Below are 14,514 nucleotides of genomic sequence, written 5' to 3'. Positions count from 1 at the left end.
GTTACTCCATATCAGCGTACATTCCTTGAACTTCAGTGCAAACTTCAAGGATTTGTACCCGCTGATCTTCATCACTAAAACATGGGTCTGGCATGTATTTGATCATCTCTTGTATGTTGCGCAAGTAGGCAAACCGATTAGCACTTTCAGCAAAACCAAGCATGGAAAGCCTTGAGTCCATCCAGTCAGAATAGAGCCAAGCTTGGTCAATCATCAGAATCAGCTCTTCGAGAACCTGTGGGCCTGACAGTGGTGTACCCTGGTTGGAAATCATTAGAGCGATTTGATCGCACTGACGATCTAAACCAAAAAAAAGTAACAGTTTGCGCAAGTCCTTGATCACAGACGCCATTTTACTACCCTGTGCAACCTCTCCTTGAGAAGAAAGTTCGAACGCTAACCCTCGAATTAATGCTTTCAACTTTCGATTTCGATCCGGCAGACCTTTGAGCTTATTGAAGAGCTCTTTTAACTCAAGATCATCATCACAAGCTTTCTGGTATATCCGTTTTAGCTGTGTCGTTACTTGAGAAGTTGCAGGGCCAAACTCTAAGAATGTGAACAAATCTATACCCAATGCATCTGACTCTTCAAGAATATCCTGCATGGCTTTTTCTAGTCGCTTTCTCTGCTTAGCGCTCAATCCACCACTAGCAAGAAGAAAACCAAGAATCAGCGCAATTTCTGCGTTTGAAGCACCAGCTTGGCGAAGAAACATTAAAGGATCTGCAGCATCTGAGGCGCCGGGGTACTTAGCAGCAAGCTGGGCCAGCTGCGCAGGATCGATCTGCGTGATTTGCTTGATCAACTTATCCAGCATTTCTTTGTTTCTATCAATCTCTGAGCGTGATTTATCTTTACCCAACTTTAAATCCCGAAGCTTACCGCCTAAAGCTAAGCTTGCTTCTTCCATTGCTTCTTCGAGCGCTCCTTGCTTTATATCAGCCAAGGCCGCCTGTACTGACTCTTGAATGGATGTTCCAGGGAAATGCTGCTTTGCACCTTGTACGTCGCTGCTTTCGGAAGGAGAAAAAAAAGTGGCACTGTTTGAGAAACTGTTTGTTTTTAGCAAGTTGTCCATTATTTCTGCTGCCCTATATTACTGCTCGCCCACCGCCAACGCTTCCGGCTCACAAAGCAACTTATCGAGTATCAGTTGCAAATGCTGGTCGAGGTCAATATCCACGCGAACCAGTGCGGTTTCTAACCGTGCTTGCTTGTCGGATAGCCCGTCGTCCGCAACCACCGTCAAGCCGTCATTTTCTCCCAAGGTTCCGCGTATTGAATGCATAGCATTCGGGTGAACCTTCAGTGTCACGTTACCTTTTGCTAACTGTTCATCTATGGGCTTGGTTAGCCTACGAACCAATATTTCACTGACATCTTGTGTTGCCGAATACTCGCGGATTGCCACAGTAACTAGCGAACGTATTCGCTCAGACATTTGCTTAGCGATGACTTGCTCTATTGAAACTTCATCAACAATCCAATCGACCGTCTTTGATATCGCCTGTTCTTTTGCTTGCTCTGCCAGCAAAGTCGCGCTTTGCTTGGCTTCCTGAGCAGCGCGTTGATGCATCTCGCTAATTTCGCACCGCGCTTGTTCTAGTTCTTGCTGGGCTTGCTCCACCAATGCGTTGGCTCTCGATCTCGCTTGCTCTAAGATATCTTGTGCCCTTTCCATTTTCTCGAGATCTTCTCTGCGCACAAGCTGCTTTTCATGTGTCGGCACCTGAAACTGACGCACCGGAATATTAAATGGATTCACAATAACCTCCGAAAGCGTACAAACCACTGCTGCATCAACGCTCGCGCTTCTTCTCCAACTCCCGTCGACATAAAGTTAGGTGGGAATAGGATTGCCAAGACTTGCCAAAATATGTTGCTTTGCTGAAGCCCATCCCAACCTAAATACAAAGCTAAACTGGGTAGTGAAGATACTGAAAGTGGTTCAACATCTACCTTTATTTGTTCATCAATAAATTGTACGTCCGGATAAATTGCTTCTAGTTGTGTCAGTTCGTGTGGCTCAAAATAGATAAGAAGTGATTCGCGATACTGACGCAAAAGTAAGTAATCTAAACGAGCGAGACGAATGAGCCCCAAAGCAGCGAGGAGTTTGGGTAAACGTTCTATCTCTCGGCAAACATACAACTGCCATTCGGCCTCAGGTACGGTGAGAGAAGGTATTGCAAACCCTCTTCGGCTCTGGATAAGTGTATCCACTGATTGACGGCACTCAGGGCTGCGAGAGTAGACTTCCTTCCACGACGCTAGGTTAAGTACTTCCCACCACTGAGGTGACATAGTGAGTCCGGGGCTATAGGCGAGCTGGTAGAAATTAAATATAGCTTTATCTATCAACATACTATCGAGACCTGCGACCAAATAATAAGGAGCAGATTCCAGCCAGAGCAAATACGGCGCCACCAACCCCTGTGTACAAGATTACCTGATCCATGTTCATGCCAAATGCGAAACTTGGTTTTGATTGGACTGGTTCTTTAGGACGATAGCGAAATGCCGCAGGCGTCATCATTATGCTGATATTGTCATAGCTAATACCTGGAATACTGTCATGGATGAGACTTTTTATTTGGTCTCGATAGACACTGATATTGATTTCGGGAGAGTACTTAATCAGAACTGCCGCCGATGGTGCAGTTTCTTGCTTACCTGTATCATCCGCCTTGTCCGCGGCAATCGACACACTGCTTTCAATGACACCATCCATATCTGAAAGCATTTGCTCCAACTGCTGCTCTTTTAGATAGTTCATTTTTGCTTTCTCTTGCTCTGGAGAAGTCACTAACTGCCCAGACGGAAAAACATCATTGATATTGACACGCTTACGTCTCGGAAAGCCATGTTGCCTCAGTATCTCAACCGCATTGATAAACTGCTGTTTGTCGACCTCAAGAGTCACTTCACCATTTTTGTCTACTTGCTTGGTTGCGTGAATGTGATTGAGCATCAAAAGCGCAAGCATTTGGTTCGCTTCTTCTTCAGGCAAGTTGTTGTAAAGGTTCTCTTTGCAACCCACCAACAACAAGACAACCAATAGTAGACTCCACCTAACACGTACTGACTTCATTGCATACTCGTAAGTTTATTTATCGACTGGGCAGCCGAGCCCGCCGTTTTGGCCACAAGCTCAACCATCACTACTGACTGCACAATATTAAGTTGGGTAGTCAACATTCTTTCCGGCGTCAGCTGATGCATGGACTCTACCTTCAAGTGCTGCATCGCCGACTCGATCTGCACGCCCTGCTGCTGGATGCTTGAAACGATGGTTTCTCCCGCAGAAGGAGTAGTTGCGGGGTTCATCATCTGGTTAAACATAGCCACTTGATCTGGATGCGGCTCCGCCATATCTTGGCTTACCTTCTCTGTCGAGAGTGCCAATTTTTGCACAGTATTCACGTCCATACTCAGCTCCTTTCTGATTCCGATAACAACTTCATAAGTTGGACCGCAGGCTCATTCTCGTCGTAAGTTGAAGTATCCAAATCCATGGATTGACCGACTAAAGACTCAACGGCTCTAGCTTCTACCATGTCTGAGTTTTTCGCCGCTAAAAGAGCTTGGCTGTCTTGCCCCATCCCTAAGTAGATAATGGCTTGGCAAACTTGCTTTAACGAGCTGTTAAGCTCTAGCGTTTGAATTGCTTCATTCAGTGCTGCAGCCTCTTTCAACAAGTTGTTATTGACCGCTGCAAACGCTGATTCCACTAGTAATTTGGTAAGATCGCTGCTCAACTCACTCATATCTTCTGAATAATTCCACTCAACATATCTTTTATGGTTTTAATAATTGCACTTTCATAATTGACGAAAGTGGAATACTGCTGAACACTAAACTGCGCTTGAAGCAACTTGTCTGGGTCTTGCAAATCTCCCGCTGTCATCTTGCTTTGAATTTGCTGAGATGCTTGACCCGAAAGTGTTGCAAGTTGATTGGTGAGTTGTTGTAAATCCATCTTATCCCCTTAGCGTCTAGCGCAAATTCAAAAAGCTTGTGTGGTCTCTCGGATATGCGTCGGAGAATAGCCGTATTTCTTCTTGAAGCAGTCCGAAAAGTGAGCGTGATTACTAAAGCCACAGTCCATGGCGATATCAGATACTTTAGTTTTTGTTGCCAGCAGCATCTCGCGGCCATGTTCGAGACGCCTTTCTATCAGCCAATGCTTAGCTGATATGCCAAACTTCTCGTAAAAAAGAATATTCAGTTTTCTTACCGTGATACCAAGCTCTTCAGCATATTTGGACACCGACCAAGGGTTAAGGAAGTTGCTTTCTAAGTAGTCAAAAAACTCTTTGTTCGCATCAACTAAGCTGTGCAACAGCTGAGAAAAGTATTGCCTATCCATGCCTAAGCAGTATGAATATACAAACTGCAACAGCGTCTTACGACTGGCATTTCCTAAATCCTGTGACACCTTGATAAATTCGCTATCAATTGGAAGATCTCTTGCTTCACTCACATTGGGTAGGAAAAACGTACTCGGCTCCAGTAAATCAAACAAAGCTCGATAAACCTGTTGAAAATCACCGACGTAAAAAACATAGCTCGACCAATTGTCTCGACTGGCACTAGATATAACAGCTGAGTCATCGGTTACAACCAAACTATTTTGAGGAAAAGAGTGTGGCTTATCTCTTACAACGACTTGAATAGGGCCTTTACAAAAAATAAACTGAATCGTTTTCATTAGATAACTCCGCTATCGAAATTGCTGCTTCCTTCTCATGCTGACCATCTTGACTTTTCCATGTGCTAACCTCTATACGGTCTACACCTGAGATCCAAATTCTTGCTACGACTTAGCTGTAAATAGTTGCTCCGACGCTTTGTGGTAGCGTTGCCAAAGTGTTGATATAACACGCTTTGATGCCAAACATGCGTCGAGCTGAACTTGACTTCGTTGATAAATGTCAGGCTCACAGCCTTGTTTGAGACGAGTCGATAACGCCAATATATGCAGCTCTAACAAAGCTTCGAGCTCATGTTTATATTGTCCGTGATTATCAGCCTTTAAGCGGTCTTCTAGCTCAGTAATAGTTGCCATAGTTAACCTCTATATATTCAAAGGGATATGCAGAATCTGCCCATCTTTTACAAGCTCAACACCTGATGGGTCCAAGTTCGTTACTTGATAGCCATTCGGTAGCTGAGTACCAATCTCAATGCGCATACCATTTGCCAATATGAGATAAGGTTTCTTCGCATTGCCACCAAAACTTCGAATGGAAGCTGGGAATAGGCTCAACATGGATTGGCTTACCGGGATATTTTGATAAATGACTCGATTTGATGAATCCTGTTGAGAGATGTTCGCAAGTATCTGCTTCAGCTGTTTTTCTTTTTCCGCAGAAAGGTGCCCAGTAATGGTTGTTGTCTGACCATGTCTCGAAAGACTCAATTCATCAAGTAAGTGGTTCGCTTTAAGTGCGTCTAAAAGACCACCCATGCCTTTGTCTTTCTCACTTTTGACCTCCCAAGATTTCAGACCTTTAACTTGAGCGATCACCCGGCTCACCTTCTCCCAAAGCTTGTCTGCATAAATATCTCCCGCAATGATGATAGTACCGGGTTCTTTCCCAGAGTGAACAACCACATGGGAGTAGCCATTTTGTTGAAGGACAAAGTAAACGTTGTGAATAATGTCGTCTTGGCATATCGCCTCGTTGCTATAATGCATACCGAAACTGGTCAATTTCCCCAGCAAAGATTGATAACTTTTAGAGTCGGTGCAGTAACCGCCAACTGTCACAATTCCACTATCAGACCAAGACAAGTGTAAGTCTCGATACTCTGCTAAATTCGTTTGGCTCTGTAGCCAAGCTTTAGGATCAAAAGGCGGCACTTTCGGCGCTTTATAGGCCAGCCAACCCAAATAAACGAGTAAGCTTGCAAAGAGCAAAGTCAAAGTAAACAAAGTAATCGCCAGCCAGTTTCGGGCCTCTCGCTTACGAGCTTGCTTCTGCCTTTTAGGAATATCTTCCAATGATAGGCTTTGCTCTTCGACACCAAGAACAAAGCAAAAACCCGCTAAGTCAATAACGGTCGAAGGCGGTATCGGCGAAGGGTTCACTTGCTTCTCGCCTTGATACCAAAGTGGAGTTGAGTCTTCTTTAATGAGCACTTCTTCAGAGCTGACAAGCAGGGTCGACTGAACATCGTTTTGCAAAAGCACGGATAAATCCGAGTCTTTTGAACCTATTGTAAACTCACCTTCCGGCAGTCTGAGCTCGCGGCCTTTAAGGCTGCCGCTTAAAACTAAAAGCTTCCACTTTGAAAACACTTGACCACCTTACCCTAATGAAATGGGTGATGCTTTAATTAGAAATAAGCGTATGACACTGTTTTTCGTGTGGTCCTTACTTCTAAAGAGTGCGCCAAGAAAAGGGGAGCTATTGTCAAATGTGGTGTATGGAGATCATGCAGTAGCCTGTTGATGAGTCTCCATTTCTTTCACCCCATCGATGAAGCGAACATCTTTCACAACATCAGCCAGGAGTTTAAAACCTCGTAGACGACGCCACTTCGTCTCTGCACTGCGCATTAACTTGTAAGCCATCATCAACGTAGTCTTTCTGTTTCCACAGTTCTTCGTCTTGTTCGTGCGCAAGCGTACTGTGGCGAACATTGATTCTATCGGGTTCGTCGTCCTGATATGAACCCAGTGCTCTGCTGGGTAATCGTAGAACGCTAACATTTCAGCTTTGTCTTTCACCAAGCAGTCCGTTGCTTTTGGGTACTTGGCTTCGAAGCGCTTCTGGAAGGTTGAGAAGGCATGATAAGCCTCATTCCTGGTCTCTGCCATCCAGATATCTTGCAGTGCTTCCTTCATCCTAGGCTGAACACTTTTGGGCACCTTGTTAAGCACATTCGCTGTCTTATGTACCCAGCAACGCTGCTGACCCGTTTGAGGCCAGCACTTAGCAACCGCTTTCCAGAAACCAAGTGCGCCATCTCCGATGGCTAGCTTTGGTGCTAACTGTAATCCCTGTGCTCGTAACTGCTCAATGAGTTCCGTCCAACTTGCTTCTGACTCTCGATGACCATCCAGAACGCCAAGGACTTCTTTGCGCCCAGTGTCATCGACGCCAATAATGACGAGCAAACAGAGCTTGTCGTCCATTCTGACGTGACAGTAAATACCGTCAGCCCAGACGTAGACATAGCGACGCTTACCGAGGTCTCGTTTGCGCCACTGCTCGTATTCTTCATGCCATTGCTCCTTGAGGCGACAGATACTGTTGGCTGAGAGTCCTTTTGCATCCTTACCGAGCAGCGACTCAAGAGCGGGTAGCATATCGCCCGTCGATATCCCCTTGAGATAGAGCAGTGGGAGCAGTGTTGCTATGTTTTTAGTTCGCTTGAGATACGGTGGTATCAAGCTGCTATTAAATTTAACACCATTCCCTGAGCGATCTCGTACCTTAGGAATTTGCACTTCCACATCGCCGACACCTGTTTGTAAGGTTCTCTCAGGTAAGAAACCATTGCGAACTATGGCTTGTTTGCCGTCAACCATCGTATTCTGATATTGAGTAAGCAGCTGCTGAAGCTCCGCTTCAACAGCTTGTGAAATTAAGTCTCTTGCACCTTGGCGTATCAATTCAGTGAGCGGGTCTTGTGGTGTATTCAGTGAAACAACAGTATTATCAGTCATGCGGTGTACCTTTCTGTTAATCGTTCTGGTGAGAACTACATCAACAGATTACACCGCAACTTCTTTTCTCTTCCATACACCAGAAACCAGCATAGCTCAGAAAAGGGATATCCCCAAGCAATGGTATTTTTCGGTTTACTTCCGTGTCTTCATCTTGGACAAAACCACCTAGTAATAAACTTTGACCGGGCTTGAGAGTCGCTTGAGTCGCTATTTCTGAGTTTTGTACTTGAGGCAAATTACTGGTTTTTTGTGGTACTTGACGTCCATCTTGAATGTTTAGCGTTAACAAGATCTTTTTACCTTGATTGTCGCTCACCAGCCTTGGTGTCACTCTCAGCAATGAGCCCGTTGTAACCGATTCAAGATTAGCGACGTTTTCACCCGAGACCTTAGTGTAAAAGGTAATGTTTCTATCTAAGATTGCTTGGACATTATTTAATGTAACAACAGACGGTCTCGACAACACTTTGGCCTTTGAGTGCTGCTCAAGCGCGCTCAACTTAATCAAAAAGCTATTGGTGTCATTCACTACCGTCGAAAAGCTTCCTCCTGCCGTGCTATCAGCTGTGTTGAAGCTGACCTGCCCGCTACCAATTTTGGCAGATGCCGACCAATCAATACCTAAACTATTGAGATCTCCCGCGTCGACATCAATGATTTCTACCGATACTTGAATTTGAGTTTGCTTCTTATCAAGCTGCACAATTAAGTCGTGATACAGAGACATGTTGGCTTGACGCCCGCGTACAACCACAGCGTTCTGCCTTGGATCTGCGGAGAAGATTGGCAGGGCAACATTTGAGCGTGTAGGTTTGGCTTTACCTTCATTGATAGGTAGTGCGTGCCCTTGCGCCATTTTCTGCAACACTGTGACCACGCCCGGAACAGTGACTTGTTGATCCCGATATTTGTAGACATTATCCGAAGCCGAGGCATAACGCAGCGGAAAGACTCGAATCGTTTCTTTGTTTTGCGCTTGCTGTAAAACCTTGTCGTCTAAGTTTGTGGCGAGCTGCGTGACCCTTTCAACACATACTGGTACTCCCGATACTTCTAACGCATTCATTTGGGGAATTTTCTTAAATGAGCAGTACCGTGATGGCTTGATGCCCATCTTTCTCAAATAGGTCGATATTTGGCTAGCTTGCATGAATTGAGGACTCACGATTTTTTGCTCTATTTGGCTGAGCTTGTAAACATAGAGTGAGCTTCCGTCATAGTAGTAGGCCAAGTTGAACGAACGAGAAAGGTAGTTGAGAATTTGGTCGGGTGTTTTGCTTTCTATTCTTCCGGAATAAATATCATCCACAGATGGGTCAACCACCATCGGAATACCATAATTGGACCCAAAAGCTTCAAGCAATGAAGAAAGCTTCATACCTTTAGTTATCATGAAAAAGTCGCTGCCTTGCCAAGGAATCATAGCGGCGGAGCTAGTAAAGGATAGCGAGCAAGAGAACAGCAATAAAACAAACCACTTCATATAATTACTCCCTTCAAGCTAAATTGATGATTTCAAGCAAACTATCTTTATCTTGAATAGACTGCTTACAGAGTCCCGAAGAGATATATTTTGCTAAGGTGATATGAGGCTCAAGACAACTTGTGAACTGTTCAGAACTTGGCTCATCGCTGTATCGCTGCCAAAGAAACCACCGTTCTCCTTGAGGAAGGATCGCGTAATTTAACGTCTCATCATTTGCAGACAAAAGTAAGCTGATACGGTTGATATCGACTTTGCTGGAATCTGCCCAAACAATCTCAATTCCTAGACACAATCCGTTCGGGCAATCTAATGCTTTGGAATGATTCCCTTGGATATCCAATACCGCGCCTTTTCCGTAGCAAGATTCGATGACAATTGAGTCGCAGCTTTGAAGCTTGTGCCAAATGGAGGTATCAGTCATTCAATCTTACCGCTTTCAAATATTGTCACTATTTTTGAAAATTTACCGCCGCCTGCCCATCGGGTATTTACCTTAGATAAAATAATGTGCACAAATTTAAAAGCTCATGACTATCGGCCTTTGTAATAATGCAAGTGGTTTCATTATTGGAGAAACTCTTTGGCCAGTTTTACCAAAAAAGTACGTCTCATTTATCTGTTTTTAAGTATTTTCTTTATCGTTGATCTTTATGGACTTTTTTACTCAATAAGATCCGAAGAGCTTTGGCTAATAGGCAAAAAGGATTGGCAGTCAGATGAAAGTATTTTCAACCCACCAATATTACATAAGACGCAAGCACACTTTGCTTTACTGCTCGTTTTTATTCTCATTTTGTTTGTGCCACTAGAAAGGTATACGCGTAAGCAGATAAAAGAAAAAAAGAGGTCAGAAATGCTAAATCAGTTAAAAAGCGAATATCTCACCACGATATGCCATGAGATACGAACTCCACTCAATGGCCTAACTGGGGCCTTGGAGCTGCTCAAACGCTCAGAGCTCAACTACTCTCAGAATGACCTCGTCGAGCTCGCTGTGCAATGTTCAGACGGTTTGCTTGAAGTCATTAACAATGTGTTGGATTTTTCCCGGATTGAAGCTGGGCAGGTTGAGTTAAGTTTAAACCAAGCAGAGCTGTTACCAATATTTGACCAAGCTATGTTAACCATCGCCCCTAAAGCGACAGCGAAAAGTATCCACCTGCGGATGCTGATCACTAAGACAGTGCCATTAAAAATCGTCGTCGACAGAGTGCGTGTAAAACAAATACTGATTAACCTGCTGGGAAACGCGATTAAGTTTACTGACAGAGGCTATATTTTGCTTTACGTCGATGCTGATGAAAATCAACTCGTTATATCAATTGAAGACTCTGGCATCGGTGTGCCGAAGTCGATGTTACCTCTAATTTTCAAACCATATACTCAATGCACCAACGACTCTCAGGGCTCGGGACTTGGACTGTCCATTACTCGGTCTTTGATACGTTTGATGAATGGAGACATTGTGCTAAACAGTAACTTTGGCAAAGGCACCATTGTCACTGTCACTCTACCTATTGAGGGGCGAGTTGAACCTTTGCAGCTCCCTATTAGCCATGTCCATGCTCCTATAGCTTTACATCCTCAACTGTCTTTATGGGGAGTCAAAGCGATAGCGGATAATGTAAGCACTCTACAAAGTCCAGATTATGAATTCCTTAGTGGCAAGCTGTATCAATGGATACAAGACACAACTAATGAAGTTCAGAAGCCGTTAGATCTCCCCTCTTCGCCTCGGACGGATTGGACATTAAAAATCCTAGTGATTGATGACTTCCAAGCCAGCTCAAAAATTGTCAAACAAATGCTAACGACGCTAGGACACGACGCCTATACCGCCTCTTCGGGTTTTGAAGCATTAAAGCTTGGCAGCAAACAAGTCTTCGACCTTATTTTGATGGATATTCGAATGCCCGGAATGAGCGGTCTGGAGTTAATAAAAACATGGCGAAAAAGCACTCACATACTTGACCCGGAGTGCTACATCGCAGCCCTAACTGCCAACACGCATCCAGATGAGCGATTGCAAATCAAGCAAGCAGGCTTCAATGACTATTTGAAAAAGCCTATAAAGATGAAAACGCTACACAATGTGACTATCAAAGTATCTCATGTACAGAGATCGAGAGGCATCGACCTTTGTCCAGCCCCCGACCTCAGCAGAAAGCTTCTCGAGTCCAATGATCCTAGCTTGAATAAAAAGATTTTTGACGGTTTATACGAACAGCTGGATGCGGCTGTGCAATGTCAGCAACTCTCGCTTATCGACAACATGCTAGACCATTTGCATGCAATAAAAGGAGCCTCTGCTCTTGCGGGCTACACTTTGCTCTCAGAAGCCGCTGAAGAACTCGAAAGCCAGCAAAGTCGAGGAGAAGCCATCACCTATCAAGACTTACTGAGCCTTAAAAAGCTAGTCAAGACAGCTCAGGAATCAGCACTGTAAGGAACTGTAGCCCCATCGAGATGGAAATAGCACCTAACCGGCTTGGCTAATCAAGCAATCGTTTTATGTCTTCAACAATCGTAATAGATAGCTCGCCTTCTGTGTGCAATGTCTGCTCAAGCTGCTCCGCATAATAAAACAGTTCTTTGAATCCCCCCTGCCCAGCACAACCCTTTAAAGCATGCAGAACCTCTTTGCACTCAAGCCACTCTTGCTGCTGCACAGCCGTTTCTATCTGTGTTAGATACTCAAACAGCTGCTTACGCACTTTCGCTTTATATTTTGGGAGATTGAAAAGCGGAAGGTCCAATTTTTCATTCGGCAATAAATCGACCATTCTCGTTTGTTGATAATCGATGACTTGAGCAAGAATACGAGTGATCTTGATTAAGCTAACTGGCTTATAGATGTAGTCAAAGAACCCAGCAGACATAATTCGGGCTTGCTCTTTAGGATGAGTGTCCGCCGTTAACGCGATAACTGGGCAGTCCGGATCGAGTATAGCGGTTTCTTCCAACTTCCAACGACGGAACGCTTCTATCCCATCCATTTCCCTCATGCGTATATCCATCAACACCAAATCGAAAATATGTTTCTGTCCCAACTGCAACGCATCAGCACCATTTGAAACTGTGGTGACGATATTGCCCGTTGACTCTAGCATTTTACCAACAATCTCTCGGTTATTTTCAACGTCATCGACTAATAAAATCTTTAAAGACCAAGGTTGTATCGGTATATCCTGATAGGCTCCATCATCAGCCGACACTCCACTGAGCAGTTGCTCAATACGGTTCCAAAGCATATTCGGGAAATACGCATAGCTGTCCAATGCTAGTGGTCCACTTTCTTGCTGAGTTGACTCGACCGTTAAGCCCCAAATCTCTAATTGCTCCCTCAGCAACTCAGGCGCTTGAACTACACCAGACAATTTGTCTTCATACTCCGCCTCTAATAACGGCACAGTGAGAATAAACTCCGAGCCTTTGCCTAACGTACTGTTAACCGAAATATCCCCATCAAAAATTTCAGCTAAAGAGCGAGAAATGGGCAAGCCAAGCCCCGTACCAACCCGCTCTAAATGCTCGCGAGCGTATGGATCGAATATATTCGGCAATACATCACTCGAAATCCCTATCCCCGTATCACTCACTTTGAATATTAGCTTGCCGTTATCGCAGGTAATATCTAGGCGAATGGCTCCTTCATCCGTGAACTTAAGTGCATTGGCAAGCAGATTCACTAATATTTGACGCACTTTCAATGAGTCCAATTCGACAATACGGGGGACACCTTCACCGACGACAACTTTGAAGCTTATATCTTTTAACTCTAAACGAGGCTGAATGATCAAAACAATTCTATCTATCAATGCAAAAAGCTTAGTTTTTTCTAGAATAAGACGCATTTGCCCTTGCTCTATGCTACGGAAATCTAAGATATTATTTATCATTTCAAGCAACGAGTGTGAACACCCTTTTGCTGTCCGAACAAGTGTAGCCGTGTCGAGATTGGGGTTTGCTTCGATTAAATCGAGAGCGCCGATAATGCCGTTAAGTGGTGTTCTGACCTCATGGCTTATCATGGTCATTTGCTCTGTTTTACGCTCGTTCTGAACTTCAGCTGCTACCTGTGCGGCTTTTAGCTCTCGGGTACGCAACGCAACTTGAGACTCGAGATTTTGATAATTGTTTTCTACTGTAGACAACAGATCATTGTATGCCTTGGCTATCATCCCTAATTCATCAGGTCGGTGATAGGGTAATCGGTATTTCACATCTCGCGTGTTGGTTGAGTTGATAATTCTAATAAACGCCTTGAGTGGCTTGGCCAGTCCGTAATGCAAAGCAATGATGAGAATGAATGTTAGCAGCACAAGGAGAACAATGCCTATCGGCACGTAGGACAAAATATGGTTAAGTTCCAATGCGATAACATCAGACAAAGGCTCAATTCTCACTAATTTCCATGGGGGGCCATAATAATTCGCGCTGGAAACTAGGTACTTTCTGGATTGCCAAGAGTCTGCAGATAAGTAGGTATCATTGGATAAAAGCCGATCAAGTTCAGTTTGCCCAATCACTGACTTAAACATTGGTAGAATCTTTCCACTATCTGTTACTACAACATAGGAAGCATCATCCGTTGAAACAGTATGCTGCTTAACGAAATTGTTCAACGTAATGGTAAAACCTAACAACAACTTTCTACCGTGATTGTCAGTAATAGGCTTCGCTACCATTACCCTCCATACTTTATAATCTTGGTCAAAAAAGGGAGCCCCCCAAATATAGCCTCGCGAGTTTGAAGGCATTTGCAGTAATCGCTCGACTCTCTGCTCAAACTTAGAAGTGTTATGACTATCATAGGAATCACACAGACTAGAAGAGTGGAACAATAGCCAGTGGCCTTTATTATAGATAAACCCATTTGAGTAATTGGTAGAAGAGGTGATAGCGGTAAGGTGGATGGCCTGAGCACCAGCAGTGTATAGTCGCGCTTCTTCTGAACTCGGCTCTTTTCCTAATACCAGATAGCTACATTTACTTACGTTTGGCAAAGCAAAGTTTCTATCTGTCCTCAGCTCTAACCATATATCGCGTAAGTGACTTAAATCATTTTCGGAGTTTTTAAAAACGGCACTTTCAACTGAGGCCTGTAGAGAAGTCAATTTTGAGTTGTACAACTCAACTTGTTTCCACCGATATCCATAGACATTGTAGTAACTATAAATGGCTACAAACTGAGCGGCGAACCATAAAATAGCAATCACAACGATGAGACGAACAGTAAGTCGAGTAACAAAAGATGACCTCCAAGAAACACTCATGGGTTATATGTCCTCCTTTGTTACCCTATTTAAAAACACTCTAAAACACTCAGCTTATTTTTAATTAA

At 44.1% G+C, this 14,514-nt stretch carries 15 protein-coding genes; 1 reads left to right on the top strand and 14 read right to left on the bottom strand.

What is annotated here, in order from left to right:
* Nucleotide 1: 1 nt before the first annotated feature.
* The 13 genes from L7A31_RS00380 to L7A31_RS00320 form a co-directional block, all read right to left on the bottom strand.
* Entirely contained in the window at nt 2-1,081 is a 1,080-nt protein-coding gene (locus L7A31_RS00380; RefSeq protein WP_237359495.1) for a TyeA family type III secretion system gatekeeper subunit, read from the bottom strand.
* 18 nt (nt 1,082-1,099) lie between these two features.
* A complete protein-coding gene (locus L7A31_RS00375; RefSeq protein WP_237359494.1) occupies nt 1,100-1,768 on the bottom strand; it encodes an HrpE/YscL family type III secretion apparatus protein in 669 nt (222 codons plus the stop codon).
* Nucleotides 1,765-2,367, bottom strand: a complete 603-nt coding sequence (locus L7A31_RS00370; RefSeq protein ID WP_237359493.1) for a type III secretion system domain-containing protein — start codon at nt 2,365-2,367, stop codon at nt 1,765-1,767. Before L7A31_RS00370 ends, L7A31_RS00375 begins: the two co-directional genes overlap by 4 nt.
* A 1-nt stretch (nt 2,368) precedes the next feature.
* Nucleotides 2,369-3,094, bottom strand: coding sequence for a type III secretion system inner membrane ring lipoprotein SctJ (gene sctJ, locus L7A31_RS00365; RefSeq protein WP_237359492.1), 726 nt, complete (start codon nt 3,092-3,094; stop codon nt 2,369-2,371).
* Nucleotides 3,091-3,432, bottom strand: coding sequence for a type III secretion system inner rod subunit SctI (sctI, locus tag L7A31_RS00360; protein WP_237359491.1), 342 nt, complete (start codon nt 3,430-3,432; stop codon nt 3,091-3,093). Before sctI ends, sctJ begins: the two co-directional genes overlap by 4 nt.
* Before the next feature lie 2 nt (nt 3,433-3,434).
* A complete protein-coding gene (locus tag L7A31_RS00355) occupies nt 3,435-3,770 on the bottom strand; it encodes a DUF1039 domain-containing protein (RefSeq protein WP_237359490.1) in 336 nt (111 codons plus the stop codon).
* Nucleotides 3,767-3,982 (bottom strand): type III secretion system needle filament subunit SctF, encoded by a 216-nt coding sequence (sctF, locus tag L7A31_RS00350; RefSeq protein ID WP_237359489.1) that lies wholly within the window; start codon nt 3,980-3,982, stop codon nt 3,767-3,769. Before sctF ends, L7A31_RS00355 begins: the two co-directional genes overlap by 4 nt.
* A 27-nt stretch (nt 3,983-4,009) precedes the next feature.
* A complete protein-coding gene (locus L7A31_RS00345) occupies nt 4,010-4,714 on the bottom strand; it encodes a helix-turn-helix domain-containing protein (RefSeq protein ID WP_237359488.1) in 705 nt (234 codons plus the stop codon).
* Between the two features lie 105 nt (nt 4,715-4,819).
* Nucleotides 4,820-5,071 (bottom strand): EscE/YscE/SsaE family type III secretion system needle protein co-chaperone, encoded by a 252-nt coding sequence (locus L7A31_RS00340; protein WP_237359487.1) that lies wholly within the window; start codon nt 5,069-5,071, stop codon nt 4,820-4,822.
* A 9-nt stretch (nt 5,072-5,080) separates the two neighbouring features.
* Complete coding sequence (sctD, locus tag L7A31_RS00335) at nt 5,081-6,307, bottom strand: type III secretion system inner membrane ring subunit SctD (protein ID WP_237359486.1); 1,227 nt, start codon at nt 6,305-6,307, stop codon at nt 5,081-5,083.
* Nucleotides 6,308-6,442: 135 nt separating this feature from the next.
* Nucleotides 6,443-7,681 (bottom strand): IS256 family transposase, encoded by a 1,239-nt coding sequence (locus L7A31_RS00330; protein ID WP_237359438.1) that lies wholly within the window; start codon nt 7,679-7,681, stop codon nt 6,443-6,445.
* Nucleotides 7,682-7,721: 40 nt separating this feature from the next.
* Nucleotides 7,722-9,167 carry an EscC/YscC/HrcC family type III secretion system outer membrane ring protein gene (locus L7A31_RS00325; RefSeq protein WP_237359485.1) on the bottom strand — a complete coding sequence of 482 codons (1,446 nt, stop codon included), beginning with the start codon at nt 9,165-9,167 and terminating at the stop codon, nt 7,722-7,724.
* Between the two features lie 13 nt (nt 9,168-9,180).
* Nucleotides 9,181-9,591, bottom strand: a complete 411-nt coding sequence (locus tag L7A31_RS00320; protein ID WP_237359484.1) for a hypothetical protein — start codon at nt 9,589-9,591, stop codon at nt 9,181-9,183.
* A 159-nt stretch (nt 9,592-9,750) separates the two neighbouring features.
* On the opposite strand from L7A31_RS00320, the gene L7A31_RS00315 reads away from it, so the two are divergent.
* On the top strand, nt 9,751-11,616 hold the full coding sequence (locus tag L7A31_RS00315) for an ATP-binding protein (protein WP_237359483.1): 1,866 nt from the start codon (nt 9,751-9,753) through the stop codon (nt 11,614-11,616).
* Between the two features lie 46 nt (nt 11,617-11,662).
* On the opposite strand, the gene L7A31_RS00310 is transcribed toward L7A31_RS00315, so the two are convergent.
* Nucleotides 11,663-14,446 (bottom strand): ATP-binding protein, encoded by a 2,784-nt coding sequence (locus tag L7A31_RS00310; RefSeq protein ID WP_237359482.1) that lies wholly within the window; start codon nt 14,444-14,446, stop codon nt 11,663-11,665.
* Nucleotides 14,447-14,514: the final 68 nt, after the last annotated feature.

Origin of the sequence: Vibrio marisflavi CECT 7928 (genome assembly GCF_921294215.1) — a bacterium.
GTDB classification, from domain to species: Bacteria; Pseudomonadota; Gammaproteobacteria; order Enterobacterales; family Vibrionaceae; genus Vibrio; species Vibrio marisflavi.
Note: the sequence above shows the minus strand (reverse complement) of the source record. Positions and strands in the feature narration are given on the sequence as shown.

Bases quoted from the DNA above. Each gene is read 5' to 3' on its own strand.
- L7A31_RS00380 (WP_237359495.1), bottom strand. From the start codon at position 1,081: ATGGACAACTTGCTAAAAACAAACAGTTTCTCAAACAGTGCCACTTTT.
- L7A31_RS00370 (WP_237359493.1), bottom strand. From the start codon at position 2,367: ATGTTGATAGATAAAGCTATATTTAATTTCTACCAGCTCGCCTATAGC.
- sctJ (WP_237359492.1), bottom strand. From the start codon at position 3,094: ATGAAGTCAGTACGTGTTAGGTGGAGTCTACTATTGGTTGTCTTGTTG.
- sctI (WP_237359491.1), bottom strand. From the start codon at position 3,432: ATGGACGTGAATACTGTGCAAAAATTGGCACTCTCGACAGAGAAGGTA.
- L7A31_RS00355 (WP_237359490.1), bottom strand. From the start codon at position 3,770: ATGAGTGAGTTGAGCAGCGATCTTACCAAATTACTAGTGGAATCAGCG.
- sctF (WP_237359489.1), bottom strand. From the start codon at position 3,982: ATGGATTTACAACAACTCACCAATCAACTTGCAACACTTTCGGGTCAA.
- L7A31_RS00345 (WP_237359488.1), bottom strand. From the start codon at position 4,714: ATGAAAACGATTCAGTTTATTTTTTGTAAAGGCCCTATTCAAGTCGTT.
- L7A31_RS00340 (WP_237359487.1), bottom strand. From the start codon at position 5,071: ATGGCAACTATTACTGAGCTAGAAGACCGCTTAAAGGCTGATAATCAC.
- L7A31_RS00330 (WP_237359438.1), bottom strand. From the start codon at position 7,681: ATGACTGATAATACTGTTGTTTCACTGAATACACCACAAGACCCGCTC.
- L7A31_RS00325 (WP_237359485.1), bottom strand. From the start codon at position 9,167: ATGAAGTGGTTTGTTTTATTGCTGTTCTCTTGCTCGCTATCCTTTACT.
- L7A31_RS00320 (WP_237359484.1), bottom strand. From the start codon at position 9,591: ATGACTGATACCTCCATTTGGCACAAGCTTCAAAGCTGCGACTCAATT.
- L7A31_RS00310 (WP_237359482.1), bottom strand. From the start codon at position 14,446: ATGAGTGTTTCTTGGAGGTCATCTTTTGTTACTCGACTTACTGTTCGT.